Source organism: Paenibacillus sp. GYB004 (assembly GCF_036577605.1).
GTDB lineage: Bacteria > Bacillota > Bacilli > Paenibacillales > NBRC-103111 > Paenibacillus_AB > Paenibacillus_AB oceani.
Window position 1 is genome coordinate 83994 of record NZ_JARBDB010000011.1, and the last position, 19784, is coordinate 103777.

Genomic DNA, 19784 nt, shown 5'->3' on the forward strand with positions numbered 1-19784 from the left:
ATGAGATTGCGCCTATGGATCAGATCCGCGCTTGCCGCTATGCTCCCGGTTCTCGCCATCGCTGCGTCCGCCTGCGATTCGCCCGTTACGGAGCGGGACGGATCATCGAACGAAGGGCAACCGCACAATCCGGGTACCCCAATCGTCGGGCTGAACTGCAATCCGTCTTTCGACCGGAAAACGGCCGAGGAGAGACGGGTTCACGACTTGATTCTGGAAAAAACAGGCGCCGATGTCCGGATCGTCTTCTCGGACGGAGGGGCCGGCGGACCGTGCAAGTCGAAGCGGAATAGGATGCTCTCCTCCGGCGAGCAGTTGGATTTCGCCGAACTGTCTATATCCGAAGCGGTGCAGGCGTTTAACGAAGGCCTCATTTTACCGCTCAACGACTTGCTCGACCAATATGGTCTGAATTTGAAAAAAAACGTTGTTCCTGAAGCGTTCAAAAGAGCTACCTACGATGGAAACATACTTGGCATCCCGATCGAGAACGGGCTCCTTACGCTTAATGCGCTGCAAATCAGGGCGGACTGGCTAGCAAAGCTGCAGCTTCCAGTTCCGAATACCGTAGACGAATACGAACGTGTGTTGCAAGCGTTCAAGGAACGCGACCCGGACGGGAACGGAATGCCCGATACGGTTCCGCTGACCGTCGCTTCGGGCGGTGCGCTTGGCATGCTGGAAAGCGTATTCGGTCCGAGCTTCCTTCCGCAGGCGATTGGCTGGTGGCAAGACGCCGACGGCAGACTGAAGCCCCCCGAGCTTCATCCCGGCTACAAAGCGTTTTTGGCCCGGCTAGTCGACTGGAACGAGAAAGGATACTTGTGGTCGGATATGCTCTTGTCGTCGGCAGCCAAGCAGCAGGAGCTGATCGCCGGCAACAAGGCGGGCTCGGTAGCTGCCACGTATTCGGGGACGATCGTGAACGCAGGCGAGATCCTGAGGAAGTCGGTGCCGGACTACAGCTACATTCCCGTCGTACTGGAGGGCGCACACGGTATCAATCGGTTGCCTGCCGCCCCGATCACTTATTCGGTATGGGTCATTTTCAAGAAAAACGCCGATCCAGAAACCGTCATGAAATATTTCGACTATCAGGGAACGTACGAAGGGAATATGCTGACCTACTTCGGCATCGAGGGCGACAATTACACGACATCGCCGGGAGGCATGGTCGAATTAATCGCTGAGGACAAAACCGACCTGGCCAAAGCGAACTATTACGCCAAATATAAAACCGTATTCATCAACTGGCCGGGTAAGCCGGTATGGCCGGTCAACGCCTGGGTATCCGGGGAGTACAACCTGAAGAGGGAGCAGATGAACCGGTTGCCCCGGTTCGAACCTGTCGACTCGGGCGTGTTTTACGACACGACCCAATGGGAGTCGTTCCCGAAGCTGGACGACCTGAACGCTTATCTAAGCGAGCAGAAGGTCAGAGTGTACAACGGCGAAATTCCAGTCGACAGCTGGGACGGTATCGTGAGTCGCTGGCTCGATATGGGCGGCCGGCAGTTGATCGACGATCGCAACAAGCAGTACGCGGCTGAAGCCGTCCGGCAGAGCATCCGATGAGAAGTCGGCATTGCCGGAAAAGGCTACGGCTGCAAGGCGGAGCTAAGAGGTATGACCATCTTATAGGGTAAAACATGATAAGGAGCGGCCATGAACAAATATCGTGCAGCCGTAATCGGACTGGGCTTTATTGGACTGAAGGCGGACATCCCGCGGAAACATTTGCCGCAAAGCCATGCGCTGGCTTACCGGATGAACCCCGATATAGAATTGTCAGCCGCCGTGGGCGTTCGTCAGGAGCAAGGCGATCAGCTTGCCCTTGTAGCTCCGGAAACGAAATATTACATGGATCTGGGAGCGATGCTGGACGAGCAGCAGCTCGATGTGATAAGCATCTGCACCCCGGAGCACGTTCGTTTCGAGCTGCTTCAGACCGTGATGTCCCGGTCGGCTGCACCCGTACTGTTTTTGGAAAAACCGGTCGCGACCAGCGTTGCGGAAGCAGAGGAGATTGCGGCGCTCGCGAAGCGCCACCGGCGAACCGTCGTAGTTAATCTGTCGCGAAGATGGAGCGACGGGGCGCGCCAAATTCGGCAAGCCGTGCAGTCCGAAGAGTTCGGCAAGCTGACCAACATACATCTGCGGTATACGAGAGGCGTGCACAACATCGGCTCCCATCTGTTTGATCTCGTTCGGTATGCAGCCGGAGAGATCGATCGCGTTCAGGTCGTCAGGCAAGTCCCGACGAACATGGACAATAGGGGCGATCCGACGTTTTCCTTTCTCTTTTCGCTCACGAGCGGCGTTCCCGGGTATGCAGAGGCATTCGATGACCGGAATTTTCTCATGTTCGAGATGGATTTGTTTTTTGAAAAAGGCAAGATCGAGCTGCTTCGGACCGGCGATGAAATCCGCTTTTATTCCGCAGCCGGGCATGCAACGATCCAAGGCTACCATCTGACGCTGAAGCGGGAGGAGCAAAACTTGCTCGCTCGCACGAGCAATATGCAAAAAGCGGTAGAACATATCGTCGACATTTTGCGAACCGGCGCCGAACCGGTCAGTACGCTGGAGGATGGTATCTATCCGCTGTATGTAGCGGATGCCTTGATTCGTTCACATCGGGACCAAGGGTCCGTACAGTCGGTAAGAGGAACGTGAAGCCGGATCGACTTGCAAGATCATTCCAATGTAAGGGAGAGAGATACAAATGTCAGAAATCATAAGACCGGCAATCGCCGCGAACTGTTTTGGGACTTGGAAGCAGGCAGAAGAGAGAGCTCCAGGTAGAAAATGAGGGCGCTGATGAGGGGCTTGCTTAAACCTGGACGTGGAGGATGGAGGAAAAGGGATATGGAAACCGGCGTACAACCGATGCGGAAGGCGGAGTTTCAGCAGGTATCCAAGCTGATGCCGGGCACGGCGCAGCTCGGCATTTCCGGCTACGGAATCGCCAACCGGACGCAGAACGTTGAAGCCGACGCGCTGCTGGACCGATGTGGGGAGCTCGGAATCAACTGCTTCGACACGGCTTTGGAATACGGCGATGCCGAGCTCAAGCTGGGACGTTATTTCGATGGGAAGCCCGCGCCGTTTCTCGTGTCGAAGGTAAAGGCCGATCTGGAGCTGGACCGGGCCGGATTGGAGAAGCAGCTGACAGAGCGGGTCGAAACGATACTGGAACGGCTTCGGGTAAGGACGCTTCCGGCGCTGATGATTCACGATCCAATTCTGTTGCAAGTTTACGGAAGCATGGTAACCGAGATATTAACGAAACTGCGCCGGGATCAGTTGATCGGGAGGGCCGGGGTGTCGTTCGGAGCGAATTCGGACGTACAATATGCGTACTGCGGGCATTTGCTGCGGGAAGACATCTATGAGGTGATCCAGCTGCCGCTCCATCTGTGGGACCGGAGGGCCGTCGAGTGCGGGGCTTTATCCCGGTTTCGTGCAGACGGCAAGTGGGTAGTCGCCCGCAGCGTCTTTCTGCAAGGTTTGTTTTTTCGCCAGGCTGACGACTTGCCGGAACCGCTACGATCGATGGCTCGGGGGGCGCTAGGGCAATTGGCCGAGATCGCGGAGGAGGAAGGGATAGCGATCGCCGAGCTGGCGATGCGTTACGTTCGCGATACGGACGGCGTGAACGGAATTGTCGTCGGCGCAGAGCGTCCGGAGCAGTTGGATGACAACGTCAGGCTGATTTCCGGGAAGCCGTTGTCGGAGAAGACGAGGAACAAGATCGAGAGCGAATTCCGCGGTTTGCCGGAGATGCTAATAACGCCGGCGCTGTGGAACAAGTAACGTGTGATCTCTTTACTCCAAGCGTTTAGAGATACCCAAAATAATTCGTTGTGAAGCCGCTTATTCAGCGGCTTTTTTTAACACTTACGCAAGGTCATTCATCGAGGTTACGGCTTCGTTTAGAAGTTTTTCTTATTGGTAGGGTATTTCCTCGTGTTAGCGGTGAGCGGTCCAGCTTGGTTTACGATAGTGTGGCGGCCGTATGCTGGAAGGGAGCCTGTGGTGTGGATGGACCTCGGATCAAGCAGATTTTTGAACCACGATCCATCCGGGGCCGCCATAGCGGGGCGTCATCGGTCAGCCGGATTGGACTTGGAAGTGTGCGGTTGGAAAAACTGTTCGCACACAGCGGAAGTTTGGTTTCCTCTATTTGTGAATTATACGCAGCTTTCGTACGAGAGCGGAAGTTTGGTTTCCTTTATTATGGATTTTTTAGCGGGGAGAAGCGATTCTATTGGAAATAACGGAACTGAATGTTCCGCTATTCGCGGATATCCTGCATCGAGCAGCAGATAACGGAAGTGAAACTTCCGGAAGAAGCTCCCGCGACCTATAGTGGCGTGTGTCCACATAAATCCACCTCAAGGATTGTATGATTCCACAAAATCATTTACCATTAATGGCAAATGGTGAGTGGTTGTGAGGTTTCGAAAGTTACATTTCGTCTATAGAGGATGTTGCATCACTAATAAAGGAGAGTGTAACGCGTGAGCGAACATAAGATCGAGATGATCGTATTCCCAAATCCGATGCAGCATCCCGAATGGGTCCCACCACATAGCCCGGAATGGTACTCGAATCTGGATCATGAACTGGGAGAATACAAATATCCTTGGAAGTCCGAGTTTGACGAACCGACTGCCGAGATAATCTTCGCACAAAAAATATCATCCTATTTGACGAGCGACTCCCGGATTCTTGATGTTGGCTGCGGACACGGTGAATTTACATGCCAATTTGCGACTCAAGCCCGAGAGGTTGTTGGAATTGATAGAAGAGAGGGTTTTGTTGCGAAAGCGAACCAAATCAAGCCGGCGGATTCGGTCCATTTTATGACAGTTGATGTGAACAACGGTTTGCCGTTTCCTGACGATTCCTTCGATTTGGTCTATACCAAAAAAGGGCCGTGGTTGTTTCAAAGTGACGGGAACCGAGAAGGGAACCGGGTCATTAAACCGGGAGGAATTGCTCTTTTATTCCTTCATGGCGGAACGGATGGAGGACTTCGAGAGCTTTTTCCGGGGCTTTACACGCCCTTTACGCACAACCTTTACGATATGCAGCCTCTTGTCAGCACGCTCAAACTTAAAGAAAACCATTTGAATCTGACCGAGATTCAAATGATTGAAGAAACCGAATATTTGTCTACCCCCGAAGACGTTCTAATGAAGAAATGTTTCGGTCAAAATGCGAAGTTAAAGGAGTTCGTGTGGCGGGAGTGTCTGCCCGGCGTTGAGGAAATATTCAGAAAGAACGCAACAGCGAGAGGATTAAAAGTAACAAACTACTATCGGATCGTTACGGCGAGGGTTGAATGATAAAGATCGGACCGGCGCCTAAGAGTAGTGTTGCAAACCGCGATAGGTTACCCGGAAGCAGGTTGGACAACGGTTTTAGGTGAGTTTGTTTAAAGTCGATCTTTCACCCCAAGCGAATCCGCGTACTTTGATAAAATGGAAAGAAACGTGCAGCAACCGGGAGATGGTTTCGCTATGACTTTAGACTCGCACTATGTTTTAGATGAAGAAGTAGAGATCACCAAAGCAAATCCGAGAGAATTTGCCATCCATTACACCACGTATCGGGAAATTCCGATCCCTATTAGCCCTTGTTATCGTTGTATTGTCCGGTTGCGACGAAGCTGTTCAAGACACTTATTCGTACATCCCTGCATTCATGTATGCTGATGTCGAAGGAAAATATTATATTGCCTCGCTTGGAGCGACAGAGCAGTCCGACATCGAGTTCCAGCGTCTGTTTGACGACAACATGGACGTTATTACCGGATATTATGAAAATAAGACTCCGGAGGACAAGGAGCTGAACAGGCTGCAGATTAAAAGTTTGCCGGTTTATCTTATTTTCGATACCAAACAGGAAGTTCTGCGTACGGACAGTCTAATAGAGGTGACTCAATTTCTATCTAAGAAAAAATCGATACACTGATTTGAGATTATAAATAAAGTCATACGGATTATTCGAAGCCAGTATCTGCCGATATCACGACTTATCCGGTTTTTAAAGATTCGAGATGGGGTCCTCAGCCGTATCCGACCTATTTCTATATTACGAATATGAGCAAGCACAAGGAACAGGCGTTTCAAGCGATCTCTTAGTTCACGTCCGAGGATTTTCAGTTGAAACAATCACAAGAGGGTAAATTTCTTACCACTCTCGTAGACAAAACGGTCAAACAATCGTCCGGTAAGGATCTGCCCTTGTTCCATGGCTGACGGAGTGAGAGGATTGTACAAAAAATATAAAGATTTATTCATGGCAGTGCAATCGCTTCCTTTATTAAAATGAACGGAATAAGGAACCGCTCATTGGAGGAGACTGCATGAATAAACTGGCAAATATAGGCGTATTGCTTGATAACGAAGCCGCGCAAGCACGATGGGCCCAATCGGAAAACGTATTTGAAGGATTTGTTGTCGAAGTTTTGGAGCACGCGGGAATCCCCTTCCGCTTCCTACAATCGGCGGATGAGGTTGGTTCATGCGATGTCGTTATTGTAGGGCTTGAACCTTTAGCTGCCGATTTATCCGCTCAGGAATCCCTGTGGAACTATTCGGAAAACGGCGGCTTGCTGATTTCGTTCGCCGGATTAAATCGCTTCGCCGAACGATTGGGCTGCGAGATGGGTCCGACAACCGGTCCCGGCTACGCGTCGCTTCCGGATTACCTGGGAGACTCGCGACCGCTTCGTTATCTCGAATCCACGTCATGGGACGTTGTCCGAACTTCAGCTTCGGACACCCCCCTTGATACATCGTCCTTCGGCGTTCTTCGGTCATGTACTTCGTCGAAATGTAAAGGATTAGGCGCCGTGATGCAAAGTTTCCTTGTTGGCCGCGGTGCTCTCCATCGCTGGTCTGTAAATCTGCCTGCCACATGGGTAGGCTTGCAACAAGGGACAAAACCGGTCACCCAGGACGGTTTCCCCGCTCCGGACGGAACGGCATCGATCGATGACCGCTTGTTAAAAGCTGATGACAGCTTCGAGTTGAATTGGGATATGGACCGGGTTAAAACGACGACCGGCGCCGCTTATTTCCCTCATCCTTATTCCGACCTTTGGAAAGAAGCCTTCATTAGTCATTTACTGCGGGAAACGGTAAAGCTGCAACTAACCTTGCCGTTCGTCGGATATTGGCCAAATGGAATCGAGCATGTAGCCATGATCTCTCATGATAGCGATCGAAACGTCGACGAGTCCGCCGTTACGACCCTTGACGTCTTGAAGGAGTGTAATGTGCGCAGTACCTGGTGCATGTTGGAACCGGGCTACAGTGCTCCTATCTATGAAAGGTTGCTTGCGGAAGGTCATGAGCTGGCTCTCCATTATAACGCAATGGAGGATCAGAACGGCAAGTGGGACGAGCAGGAATTGGCGCGCCAGACCGATTGGCTGAAGCGGGCCGCCGGACTGGAGCATTGCATATCCAACAAGAATCATTACACCCGATTCGAAGGATGGGGCGAATTGTTCCGTTGGTGCGAGCGTCAAGGAATACAAGCCGATCAGACTCGAGGACCTAGCAAAAAGGGCAATGTTGGCTACTTGTTCGGAACGTGCCATCCTTACTTTCCGATTGCTTATTCAGACGAAAAAAATCGTTTCTACGATGTGCTGGAAATGGGTTTCTTAATCCAGGATCATCTGGACCATTCCTTGATTGACGACGGCATTGTTCTTGCCTCGTTCCTTGAGGAAACAATGAAGGTGAAGGGGCTCGCTCATTTCTTGTTCCACCCAGTTCATATACATAATCACTCCCATGTTAGAGAAACACTGCGTAAAGTGATACAAATGGCCAGCGACTACGATTTCGTTTTTATGACGGGCGAGGAAATTAATCATTGGGAGCGAGCACGGCGCAGCATTCGTATTTTGGGAGTTAACGCTTCCGGGGATGCGGAGTTTGCAAGCGCATCTGCCGACAGTCAACTTCAGGAAGCTGTTATATGGATTCCAGTTGCAGACAATCAAAATCCGCTAACAGCCAACACCGAGTACAGATTTGGCGTTGCCTGCAGGAAGCAGGTCATATTTTTTTAAATTTGCTTTCTAGCCGCAGCTTTGATCGTATGCGTCTAAGGGACCGTTTATTCAGCCTTACATTGCTGAATGAATCGGTCCCTTTCATTTTTCGGATCGTTCTATATTTTTTTCATGACGGAGGAAGGAGGGGTTCCCGTAATTTTTTTGAATAACCGACTAAAATAATAAATATCTTTAAAGCCCAGCCGGTCGGCTACTTCGGTAATGTTGTATTCCCCACTTCGCAGTAAATCGATCGCTTTGCCAATCTTGATTCGGTTTTGGTATTGAATCGCCGTAAATCCTGTCGTTTTTTTGAATATCAGGCATAAATAGGATGAGCTGATACCAATTTCACGGCTCAACTCCTCAATTGAATAAAATGTCTCTTCGCTTGCTTCCATAAGTCCAATCAGCATTTCCACCATCCGCAGGTGAGACGTTTTTTGCTCCTTCGAATCGACAATTAATAAATGCAAAATGTCCATAATGCGACTGCGGCACCGAATCAAATAACCGGGTTGTTTTCCCGCCCAAGCCCGAATAAGCTCTTGAAACAAGAAAGCGATCCGCGTTTGATCCAGATTTTTGAATACATGATTTAATTGATCGAGTGCAGCTTTATCCGTCTCTCCCCCGAACTGAAGCTGGAACACAACAACGATATGTCTCCATTGATCCGATTCTTCCATGACTCTGCTGCGGGGCAAGTATCTTGGGAAAAACAATACATGCCCTTTGGAGATGGTGTACTGCTGGTCGGAAATACTGTAGTTTGTCAATCCTTGAGTAGTCAGAGAGAGCACATATTCGTTCCTATTGACCGGAGCTGGAGTAGAATAGACTTCCACAGATTTTTTCGATTGCACTTCAACGACGTATTCCAGCTTAGTAACAGTAAGGTCAAATTCGGACACAGCATGGAGCAGTTTCATAGTCCTATTCCTCCAAAAAGATTCTACATTTTGAGTAGAAGATCGTACAAATAGAATATAGGATAATTCATGGAATGGCAGTTCTTATCAACGATATAATATCGGTGTCGCGACAAAACATCAATCTAATTATCCAATCAACAGGAATAATGAATGGCATGAGTTACAAATAGGAGGAATTATGACAATGAATGACACACCTGTCCTGATCGATACGGATGTTCATAACCAAATTGGCTCCTTGCTGCCGTATTTGCCAAAAGCGTGGCATGATCGATATCGCGATGTAGGCCTGCCCTATGGCGCACAGTATTATTCGTCCATTGGTACAAACCGCAAGGATGCGGTTACGGACAAAGGGGGGGCTCCAGGTAGCGACCCACAGTTTCTAATCAGCGATCATATGGATCGTTACGGTATAGACTACGCCATTCTCACCGGATCTGGTGTTCTGGGCCTTTCACTGGATCCGGATCCGGACTATGGGAATGTACTGGCTGCTGCTTGCAACGATCGTATGGTCGACACATGGTTGAATGTCAGCCCACGATTTAGGGGTTCCATCTTCGTAAACGCCTCTGATCCAGTGGCGGCGGCTGCAGAGATTCGACGACTCGCATCCAATCCGAGTATGGTTCAAGTGCTTATGGCAAGCGCGGCGCGCATGCCTTATGGACAACGTTTCTATCATCCGATCTACGACGCAGCGCAAGAGTGCGGCTTGCCCGTAGCGGTTCATCCCGGCACAGAGGGGAAAGGAATCTCGGGAGCACCAACACCATCAGGTTACCCTACCCGATATATGGAATGGCATAATATTTTGCCGACCAACTATATGACCCATGTAAACAGCCTCGTATGTGAAGGGGTATTTGAGAAATTTCCGAAACTGAAATTTGTTGCTATCGAAGGAGGGATTTCTTGGCTTCCGCACCTGATGTGGAGAATGGATAAAAACTATAAGGCTCTGCGAGAATCGACGCCGTGGCTGAAACGTTTCCCGTCTGAGTACATCAAGGACCATATCCGGCTGACAACGCAGCCAATCGAAGAACCGGACAATCCAGAGCATTTATTGCAAATATTGCACATGATCGAGGCAGAGAAAACAGTCATGTTCTCATCGGACTATCCGCACTGGGATAATGACAATCCGAGAATGGCTCTTCCGCGGATGCCGAAAGAAATGAAGCAGCGTATTTTAGCGGGAACCGCAGCAGAACTGTATGGGCTGCATACGAGACCCGAAAGGAAGGACGATCTTTCCATTGACTTGGCCGAAAAAATAGCCAAGGAGTCGGAGCATTCACCCGAAAATGCTTGGGGAGAAGATGAATGAGCAGGCACTGGGTAGGAAAAAAAGCCGATATACAGGAAATGAAAAAGAAGATTTTTAAAATCGAAGGTATAGAGTTCGGTTTGTACAACGTTCGGGGAAACTGGTATGCGTGGAGCAACTTTTGCCCTCATCAGGGGGCGGCTATATGCAAAGGTCCTGTTTGCGGGACACGACTTCCTTCACTTGTGTACGAGTACAAATATGGAATGGAAGATCAGATTTTGCGTTGCCCTTGGCACGGCTGGGAGTTCGATCTGACGAATGGACAATTATTGGTCGATTCAACGACGAAATTAAGGGGATACCCTGTGGAAATCGAAGATGAGGACTTGTTTGTCGTACTTCCTAAATAATGAAACGGATAATCGCTAGAGCAAAAAACGGTTTGCTAGGGGAGGGAGGGCGCATGCCCTCTAATCGCACACGACCATGCCCGGGTGCTGCGATTGGATACGCGCGCGGAATTGGCGGGCATAGCAGACATTGACTACAAAAAGGCGCAATCATTAGCCTCCGATTCAGGAGCTGCCGCATATACGGACTACAAGACGATGGTTAATGAGCTACAGCCGGATATCGCTATCATTACGCTACCTCATTATTTGCATAAGACGGCGGCGATCGATTGCATGGAGCGTGGCTGCCATGTGCTGATGGAAAAGCCGATGGCGCTTAATACTGATGAATGTGTGGAAATGAACATAGCGGCGGACAAGCACGGCGTCTATCTCGCCGTCGGTCAACTGCAGCATCATTATGCTGCGAACCGCAAGGCGAAGGCGATTATCGCCTCTGGCCAGTTGGGAAAGCTTGTGTCCATATTCGAGCGTAGACATCATCCGTACTTTTTGCCGCAGCGTCCGGACTGGTTTCTGGATAAGTCGAAATCCGGCGGCGGTGTCGTGATCAACCTCGGCAGCCACTGTATCGATAAATTGCAATGGATTGGCGGATCGCCAATTATGAAAGTAATGGCTCATCTGACGTATTACGGGACGCGAGGCAATGTCGAGGGAGGCGGCAGCTTGTTGATGCAGACAGCGGCCGGCGTATCGGCGATGATCTCCTTATGCGGGTATAACAATGTGACGGTCAACGAGACCGAGTTTATAGGAACGGAAGGACAGCTCAAGCTGGTTGGCTCGCATTCGCTCTGGATCGCTGGTGAAGATCGTACGTATACGCAGGTCGATCTGGGCGAGACGGTGGATGTATTTGAGGCGCAATGGAGCGCGTTTTTGGACGATATCGAGCGGGGTGGGCCAACCGATAATTCCGGCGAATATGGGCAATCGGTATGTGCGGTCATCGATGCGATCTACCGTTCGGATGCAACCGGGACGGAGCAGGACGTTATCTCCGTCCCATCTCCTGTCCCGATCGTGTAATATGCCGTATAGCGAAAGCATCTGGATGAATCCGCTTGGTTCCTTACATGCAGCCCGTCCCGGGAAATCTCGGTCGAGGCTTACTGTTGTAAGCGGGTGGTGTTTACTGATAGTAGAAGATTGTACAAACAAAATATAGAATATTTCATGGAATGCAAGTTTAAACAATGGTAAAATATCGTTGTCGCGACGAAGTGTCAGTATTTATTTGTATTCACTTAGCTTGAAACTATAAAGCATAAATGTTGAATGTAGCAAGTTTGGTTTGAAGTAAAATACTTGAGGTGTGTAGCCAGGGCAACGATTTTAGCAATCTGCATCCTAGTGTGACTAACGATATAGGTTGTATGATTTTGCCCAATGACAGACTCAAGAGCTCAATTTAATGCGCTGTAAAATCTGTTCTGTAACAGCAAAGGCCCAATTCATCGATACGAAAGCAGACATTTGGCTGGCGAAATTCGACAAGTTTATAGAGAAGATGAAGTAAGGCTGTTAATCTGGACTTTTCCGAATAAGGGGCGCAAGTATATCGACAATAAAGCGGGGGCAAGGTAGGATTTTTCTTGCTCAACAGACAGCTTGGAGACCTGGCACTGGAACAAATTGAGTCGATTTATCCGCAACATTCGATTAGAACCGTTTATCTACAATATAGGAATAAATCGAGAACTTACGCGTGCTTTTTCCTGAACTCAAGTTTTTGCGGCCAAATTTCCAGATAAATAGTCTATACGTCAAAACTCTTGAACTTTTGCCAGTCCGAGGTATCCTGCTGAACTACGGTCAGGAGGGGAAGAATAAGAACTAAAAACCAAACTGCTATTCAAGGAAAGATCGACGCTAGCTGGCCCAAATACAGCTAAATTATTGAGCATATTCCGAAAAAGAACGTTCAACCACAAAGTTAAGCAAATAGTAGGTCGTTCTGCAAAACAGATATATTCGCAAATATTAAAACATTGCGTTTCAGTTGCGGCAAGGCTATCCCATACGCTATGCTAATGCTGTAAAACCCCCTTTCCGGATTTTCCTTGGAAGGGGGTTTTAACATTCAATCTAATTTTTAACGTGGTCATAACAAATATAAATTAATGATTATTATCTTTAGCACCTTTAAGTAGAAGATTATACAAATAGAATTGAGGATTATGCATGGATTGACAATCCTAAGCAGCGATATAATAACGCTGTCGCGACAAAACAATAGTATAAATTTATCTAATAGGAGTATTTGGTTTCGAAAAAATATAAAAGGATGAATGAGCAGATGAACAAAAAAGAAGGTTCTACAAAGTGGAAAGCGTTTACCGCACTAACGATCGCCGCTGCCGTCCTAAGTGCTTGTGGCTCAGATGGTGGAACTTCAAAACCTACAAATGCACGACAAAATGAAAAGCTTGATCTACGTATAATGGTTGAAGCTCCTGCCAATGCTCAGCTTCCAGCAGATAAAGACGACTTTGTAAAAAAAACAATTGAAGAGAAATTCAATGTAAAGCTTGATGTTGAGTATATGCAAGCAGGCCAGGATTATGTTAATAAGCTGAATGCACAGCTTGCTGCTCAACAACCGCCAGATATGTGGCGTGATTTAAATGGAGATGGCGGACAAAAATATGCACTGGATGGCGTTCTGGGTGAGATCGGAGATTTCATCAATCCCTCTAAAATGCCTAACTATTTCAAACATTGGGTAGATGAGGTTACATTTCAGCGTTATCAAATTCTAGGAAAAGTAATGCGTACTCCTGCACCATATAGTAAAGAATTATACCGCGTATGGTATATACGTAAAGATTGGCTTGACAAGCTAAACCTCGCGATGCCAAGAACATACGATGAATATTTAAATGTACTGAGAGCGTTTACATTTAATGATCCTGATGGAAATGGCAAAAAAGATACGTACGGGTTCACTACCGCTGCAGGGGGCGACGGGATTGGACTAGAATGGCCAGAATACTGGAAGGCAGGCCTCGTCTTTGCTACCAGTCTTCAAAACGGCAAGATTTTAGATATGCAAACAGATCCGAGTGTTGAGCAAGTTTTAAATGACATAGCCAAAGTCATTTCTGAAGGTGTTGTAGATCCCGAGTGGTTCCTGAATAAATCGCCACAACATATAGACAGAGCAGCACAAGGAAAAGCTGGAGTAATAATGGGTACAACGAAAGATTTCGCGTATGACTCGAATCCTCAGAGTATCCAGTCTAAAACTAAAGCATTGTTTCCAAACGCAAACTGGGTTCCGTTCACCCCCTTCGGTAACCAACCGATTGCGACTGGTGTTGCTCCGGGATCCCCAATTCTATTCCACCAGAACATAGTCAAGAAATCACCTGAGAAGGTTACCCGCATTGTAGAAATTCTTGATTGGTTAGCCAGCGAGGAGGGCTTCCTTCTAACACATTACGGAGTGGAGAACGAACATTATACCAGGAACGGTAAAACAATTACTCTCAATCTCGATGCTTTCAAAAAAGACATCACTGACAAAGGCGACTTCTTAACCATCTGGGACTTCTTTACCCCGCCAACTCCATCAGTTTTCGGCTTGAATGTCATTAATACGAATGAAACTGCCCGTGACCGTGAAATCGCAAAAACCGTTGCAAATATTCCATCGGCTCCTTATTTAGGAACGAGTCTGATTCCGCCTTCTGGCTTTGATTTAGGTACTTTCCGTAAGCGTCAACGCGAATTGCAAGCGAAAGCGATCTTTGATGATAAGTCAGGGAAGAAATGGCCTGAATATCGTGAAGAACTAATGACTAAATATAATGGAAACGCCCTCTTCGAAGCGTACAATGCGCAAGTTAAGGCAGCAGGCTTAACTAAGTAGACACTATAGAAGTAATGTCCGGTTGCGACGATTTCAAGAGTTACTTTGAATATGCTTGAGTTATTGTACTCCGATGTTGAGGGAAAATACTATGTAGCGTTGCTGAGAGCAATCCAGTTCGGATTATCAAAGTTCACCCTGTGCCGGGCGAAAGCCTTAAGCACGGGGTTTTTGTATGGCTTTGCGGCCCGATATGAAATTCGGTTTATTGCAAAAAGAACAGATAATAGCCAGACCGAGGTGGTTTCCGTATAGTGGAAATGGCGAAAAGCTCGCTACTAAACCGGCAAAGGAGGTATATGTCGTATTGAAAGCGCCTACAGCGTTGAGGACGGCGCATGAAGAGCGGTTTAAGGAGTATTCAATCAACGGTCTGGGAGGAACAGGAATGAAAAAAACGATGAGCTGCATGCTGACTGTCTTTATGCTATTTAGTATCTTATCGATTCAGCCTTCAGCAGCCTATGCCGAGGTTACCGGGCAAACATCCGCAACAGTCAACCTGCTGACCAATCCGGGCTTCGAGCAAACGGCGGCCAATTCGGCGTGGACGGGAGGAATCGCAGCGGCCGATTGGACCCGGTATGTGTTCAGCGGAACGCCTGCCTTTGCCGTAGACAACTCCGTTGCCCGTACCGGCGGCAAATCGGTAAAGATCGAGGCGGGCTCCACCGCCCGGGGAACGATTTTCCAGCAGATCAATTCGGTGATGAAAGGCAAAACCTACAAAATCAGCGGTTGGATGAAAACGGAGAATGTCTCGAATAAAGCTTTGGTCCGTTTTCAGATCGGCCGGACTTCAGGAGGAAACGTCCTGGTCAACATGGCTGAGGCGAAAGGAACGACGGATTGGACTTATTTCGAGCAAAAAACGACGATTCCGGACAATGCGACCGTACCTTCGTGGCTGAAGATCGAAGCTTTTTTGGAAAACAGTACCGGCAAGGTGTGGTTCGACGATTTTGAGGTGCAAGAGTGGAACGGGGTACAGGGCGTAACGCTCGAGCCGGCCATCCATTCGCTGCAAATCGGACAAACGATCATGTTAACGCCGGAATTGTACCCGGCCGACGCAACGAACCGCAGCGTAACGTGGACCTCGTCCGATCCGGCGGTCGCGGAAGTTGATGCAGCCGGTACGGTTACCGCCAAAACGGCCGGTCACACAATCATTACGGTCCGAACCGAGGAAGGCGGCTTCACGGATACGGCCGTAGTCGGCGTCGGCGCGCCAGACGGGTTGAGCGTCGCTCCTTATACGGGAACCGTTCAGGAGGACGGAGAGCTGAGCGGCCGGTTGATTGCTACGAGCCAAGGCGGCGGCACCGCCGTGACCTTCCGCACAGCGATCGAACCGACTAACGGAAAGCTGACCGTATTTCCGGACGGACGATTTCTTTATTACCCGAATCCCGACTATGCAGGAACGGATGAATTTGCCTTCATGGCCTCCAGCGGTCAAGGAGGTCCCCGGTTCGGGATCGCTTCCCTCCAGATTACCCCGGTGAACGATGAACCGAAATTGGACCTGAAGTGGTCGTCGACCGGGAAAAACACGGCTCTGAACGACAAGCTGCAGCAAGCTTCCGACAAGGACGGCGACGCCATCGTATGGCAGAAAGTAACGGAGCCGCAGCATGGAGCTTTGCAGGTGAATCCGGACGGTACATACCTCTACACGCCCGACACGGACTTTGTCGGATATGACGGGTTCCGCGTCGCTGCGTTGGACGGCAAGGGCGGCCGAGTGGAAGGACGGGTGCAAATCGCGGTTATTCCGGGTATCGCAGATTTGTCCGCCCAGTTCCGCAACCGGCCGGAGTATGGACAGCATCCGCGGCTTTTGGCGGACCGCGAAGATTTCCGGCAGGCGAGGGAGCTGATCGTCACCGATGTATATATGAAGGAATGGTATGAACGGCTGAAACAGGAGGCCGAGCCGGTCCTGCAAACGGCGCCTCTCCCTTATGCGTCGGCCGGGGCGAACAATTACGCCATTCGCGACCGTTTGCTGAGAACCGGATTGATGTACCAGCTCAGCTTGGACAGCCGTTACGCGGACCGGACGATCCAGGAGCTGGAAGCGCTTGCCGGTTATGCGGACTGGGGAGCCCGCACGAACAATATATTGGCTCTCGCCGAGCTGTCGCATGCGGTCGCTCTGGCTTACGACTGGGTTTACGAGGCGATGACGCCCGCTGAACGAACAGTTATTGCGGACGCCATCCGCGTCAAATCGCTGAATGTCGCGCTGGACTGGTATCGGGGCGTATTTACGCATAACGGAGAGTTCAACAATATTAACCTGGTTGACAACGGCAACTTTGGGTTGACCGCGCTGGCCATTATGGACGAATCGGCGCAGAATGAAGCTGCCGCTGCCGAAGTTTTGCAAGGAATGTACAAGAAGCTTCAGCAGGCGCTGCGCCATTACACGCCGGACGGGGCGTGGCCGGAAGGGCCGGCTTACTGGCATTATGGCGGACAGTATTTGAGTTATATGATCGCAGCGATGAACAACGTGATGGGAACGGACTACGGACTTTCCGGACTTGCCGGCTTCGAGGAGTCGGGGGCGTTTCCGTATCATCTGCTTGGCGAAGGCGGATATTTCGACTTTTTTGACGGGGGAATATCGCTGGCACAGCCGGAGTCGCTCTGGTTCGCCGACTTTTTCGGCAAACCGGAGTATGCCTGGCACATCGGGGACCTCTCCCGGCACAAAGGCGTCTACCACCCGCTGTATCTGGTCTTGTACAAGCCGGGCTTATTCGATCAAAAGCCGACGGAGCTCGATCAGTTTTACTCGGCGATCGAATCAAGCTCCATGCGCAGCGCTTGGGACGATCCGGAAGCTTTGTTTGCGTCGATGAAAGGGGTCAACGAGACGCTGAAAAGCCATCACGATCTCGATGCGGGCACCTTTGTGTTCGACGCGCTGGGCATCCGTTGGGCGATGGATTCCGGCAACGAAAACTACAATTTACCCGGATTTTGGGATTATAAGTACCAACGCTGGACGTATTACCGTAAAAAGACCGAAGGTCACAACACGATCGTCGTGAATCCGGTACAAAATCCGGTCGTGCAGCAGGACCCGCTGGAAACCGCGCTTCGCATTCGCGAGGAATCCAAGCCGCGCGGCGCACTAGGCATTTTGGATATGACCCCTGTATATAAAAACGATGCCGTCAGCATGAGGCGCGGCATGATGTTGACCGGAGACCGGACCCAACTGATCGTTCAGGACGAAATGAAGCTGAAAACAGCGTCCGAGCTTTACTGGTTCATGCATACGAAAGCTTCCATCGAGATTATCGAGAACGGCCGTGCGGCGGTATTAAGCCAAGGTGATAAGCGATTGTACGCGAAGCTGATCGAGGCGCCGGATGGAGCTTTCTTCTCGGTGATGGATGCGGTTGCGCTGCCTACTTCGCCCGATCCTGCGGAGCAGTCGATCAATTTCGGCGTCCGCAAGCTGACGGTCCATATGACGGACGTCCGGGAAGGCAATTTAGCGGTATGGCTGGTTCCGTTATATGAAGGCGAGCCGCTCCCGTCCTCCGTGCCTGCCTATACGCCGCTATCGGCTTGGTCGATACCGGACGGAGACCCCGTTCCGAGACCGGCCAGACCGGAGCTGGATACGTTAACCGTCGACGGGCAGCCGCTCGCGGGCTTTAAGCCGAAAGGGACTTATTATGAAGTGTCCGTACCGTTCGAATCGGCAGCGGTGCCGGTAGTCGGCGCTTCTTCGGTTCATCCGTTCACGGTTGTACAGAGCGGGAGCGTGCCGGGGGAAGCCAAAGTACACGTCCGGACTATAGACAACCCGAACCTGGGTAATGTGTACACCGTCCGCTTCAAAAGACTGCCGCTGATCGGACAGCCGCCGGGGATGAGCCCGTATCCGGTCGTAGCGGTAGAAGCCAGCTCGGTGCCGGAAGCCGCCCAAGGCAATACGCCGGATAAAACGATCGACGGCAACCTAGATACCCGCTGGTCGGCCCCCGGCAAACAATGGATCCAATACGACCTTGGCGCCGTGAAGCCAGTGGGCGCCGTGTCCATCGCGATCTTTAACGGAACGACGAGGAGCGCTTACTTCGATATCCAGTCGTCTGCCGACGGACAACAATGGACGACGGTATTCAGCGGCGAAAGCTCCGGGACGACGGTCCAGCCTGAGACCTTTCTGCTGCCAGGGGTTGAGGCCCGATATATTCGGATTGTCGGCAGCGGCAACTCCGCCAATAACTATAACAGTATTACGGAAGTCGCGATATACAGCCCTCCTTCCGTTACCGGGATCGAGTTGGACAAATCCTCCTTGCAATTTACTTTGATAGGCGAGCAGGCGAAATTGACAGCCCGGGTCCTTCCGGATGGAGCGGTGAGCGGGAACGTGAGCTGGACGTCTTCCGACTCGGCGGTAGCCGTAGTAGATGCTCAAGGGAATGTAACAGCGAGCGGTGAAGGAACGGCGACGATTACGGCCGTAACCAAGGAGGGCGGTTATAGCGCATCGGCTTCGGTGATCTCGGATGTATACGGTCCCTCGATTACTTTCCAGATGCCGTCCGTCGTCAGGCAGACCGAGACGGTTACGCTTTCGGTTTATGCGACCGATTCCGTCACGGGACTGTCTTCGCTGACCGTAACGCTGGACGGCGTAACGAAGCAGCCGACGTTTATAGTGTCACCGCTCGAGCTGGTCGTGGGCGAGCACCGGGTTTTGGCTACGGCTGTGGACGGCGCGGGTCATGTAACGGTTCGGGAATTCGTTCTGACCGTGGAGACGGATTCGGCTCAGCTGATCCGGACGCTTGAGATCGGCTTTGCCCATGGCTGGCTCAAAAACCGCGGCATCCTGCAAAGTCTGACGGTAAAAGCGGGGGGAGCGGCCGAAGCCGGAGACGACTCCCGCAAACTGGAGCAAGCGCTGAAGCCGCTCGAGAACGAGATCCGTGCGCAGCACGGCAAAGGCATCGAAGCTTCCTTTGCAGATTTGTTGTTGCACAATATTTCCTACATTCGCAGCCAGCTCACGGATCCATCCGAGTAAACGAACAGCAGCTTGGCTTACCGCCCCGATTCCTAGTGGAGTCGGGGCGGCTTCGTTTGGCCGCGTAACGCTTCGATGGAACCACATATGACGGGCCGTCCTCTGGAGTATATAATAGAAGACAAAGATGAC

At 50.6% G+C, this 19784-nt stretch carries 12 protein-coding genes; 11 read left to right on the top strand and 1 reads right to left on the bottom strand.

All coding sequences use genetic code 11. The annotated features are described in order from the left end of the window. From PV433_RS06410 to PV433_RS06435, 6 genes are all read left to right on the top strand, one after another. Entirely contained in the window at positions 1-1575 is a 1575-nt protein-coding gene (locus PV433_RS06410) for a hypothetical protein (protein WP_332071353.1), read from the top strand. 90 nt (positions 1576-1665) lie between these two features. Next, positions 1666-2676 carry a Gfo/Idh/MocA family protein gene (locus tag PV433_RS06415; RefSeq protein WP_332071354.1) on the top strand — a complete coding sequence of 337 codons (1011 nt, stop codon included), beginning with the start codon at positions 1666-1668 and terminating at the stop codon, positions 2674-2676. Between the two features lie 192 nt (positions 2677-2868). After that, complete coding sequence (locus PV433_RS06420; protein ID WP_332071355.1) at positions 2869-3816, top strand: aldo/keto reductase; 948 nt, start codon at positions 2869-2871, stop codon at positions 3814-3816. 707 nt (positions 3817-4523) lie between these two features. Then, positions 4524-5354 carry a class I SAM-dependent methyltransferase gene (locus PV433_RS06425; protein WP_332071356.1) on the top strand — a complete coding sequence of 277 codons (831 nt, stop codon included), beginning with the start codon at positions 4524-4526 and terminating at the stop codon, positions 5352-5354. A gap of 241 nt (positions 5355-5595) precedes the next feature. Then, entirely contained in the window at positions 5596-5982 is a 387-nt protein-coding gene (locus tag PV433_RS06430; protein WP_332071357.1) for a hypothetical protein, read from the top strand. Between the two features lie 394 nt (positions 5983-6376). After that, entirely contained in the window at positions 6377-8098 is a 1722-nt protein-coding gene (locus PV433_RS06435) for a hypothetical protein (protein WP_332071358.1), read from the top strand. 101 nt (positions 8099-8199) lie between these two features. Here the strand turns inward: PV433_RS06435 and PV433_RS06440 are convergent, their stop codons facing one another. Then, positions 8200-9015, bottom strand: a complete 816-nt coding sequence (locus PV433_RS06440; protein WP_332071359.1) for a helix-turn-helix domain-containing protein — start codon at positions 9013-9015, stop codon at positions 8200-8202. A 187-nt stretch (positions 9016-9202) separates the two neighbouring features. Between PV433_RS06440 and PV433_RS06445 the strand changes: the two genes are divergently transcribed. The 5 genes from PV433_RS06445 to PV433_RS06465 all read left to right on the top strand — a co-directional run bounded on the left by PV433_RS06445 (position 9203) and on the right by PV433_RS06465 (position 19652). After that, on the top strand, positions 9203-10354 hold the full coding sequence (locus PV433_RS06445; RefSeq protein ID WP_332071360.1) for an amidohydrolase family protein: 1152 nt from the start codon (positions 9203-9205) through the stop codon (positions 10352-10354). Then, positions 10351-10707, top strand: coding sequence for a Rieske (2Fe-2S) protein (locus PV433_RS06450; RefSeq protein ID WP_332071361.1), 357 nt, complete (start codon positions 10351-10353; stop codon positions 10705-10707). Before PV433_RS06445 ends, PV433_RS06450 begins: the two co-directional genes overlap by 4 nt. A 63-nt stretch (positions 10708-10770) precedes the next feature. Further along, positions 10771-11742: a Gfo/Idh/MocA family protein gene (locus PV433_RS06455; RefSeq protein WP_332071639.1), complete on the top strand. Its 972-nt coding sequence runs from the start codon at positions 10771-10773 to the stop codon at positions 11740-11742. 1270 nt (positions 11743-13012) lie between these two features. Further along, positions 13013-14587 carry an extracellular solute-binding protein gene (locus tag PV433_RS06460; protein WP_332071362.1) on the top strand — a complete coding sequence of 525 codons (1575 nt, stop codon included), beginning with the start codon at positions 13013-13015 and terminating at the stop codon, positions 14585-14587. Positions 14588-14975: 388 nt separating this feature from the next. Next, positions 14976-19652, top strand: a complete 4677-nt coding sequence (locus PV433_RS06465) for an Ig-like domain-containing protein (protein WP_332071363.1) — start codon at positions 14976-14978, stop codon at positions 19650-19652. The last annotated feature ends 132 nt before the right edge of the window (positions 19653-19784 follow it).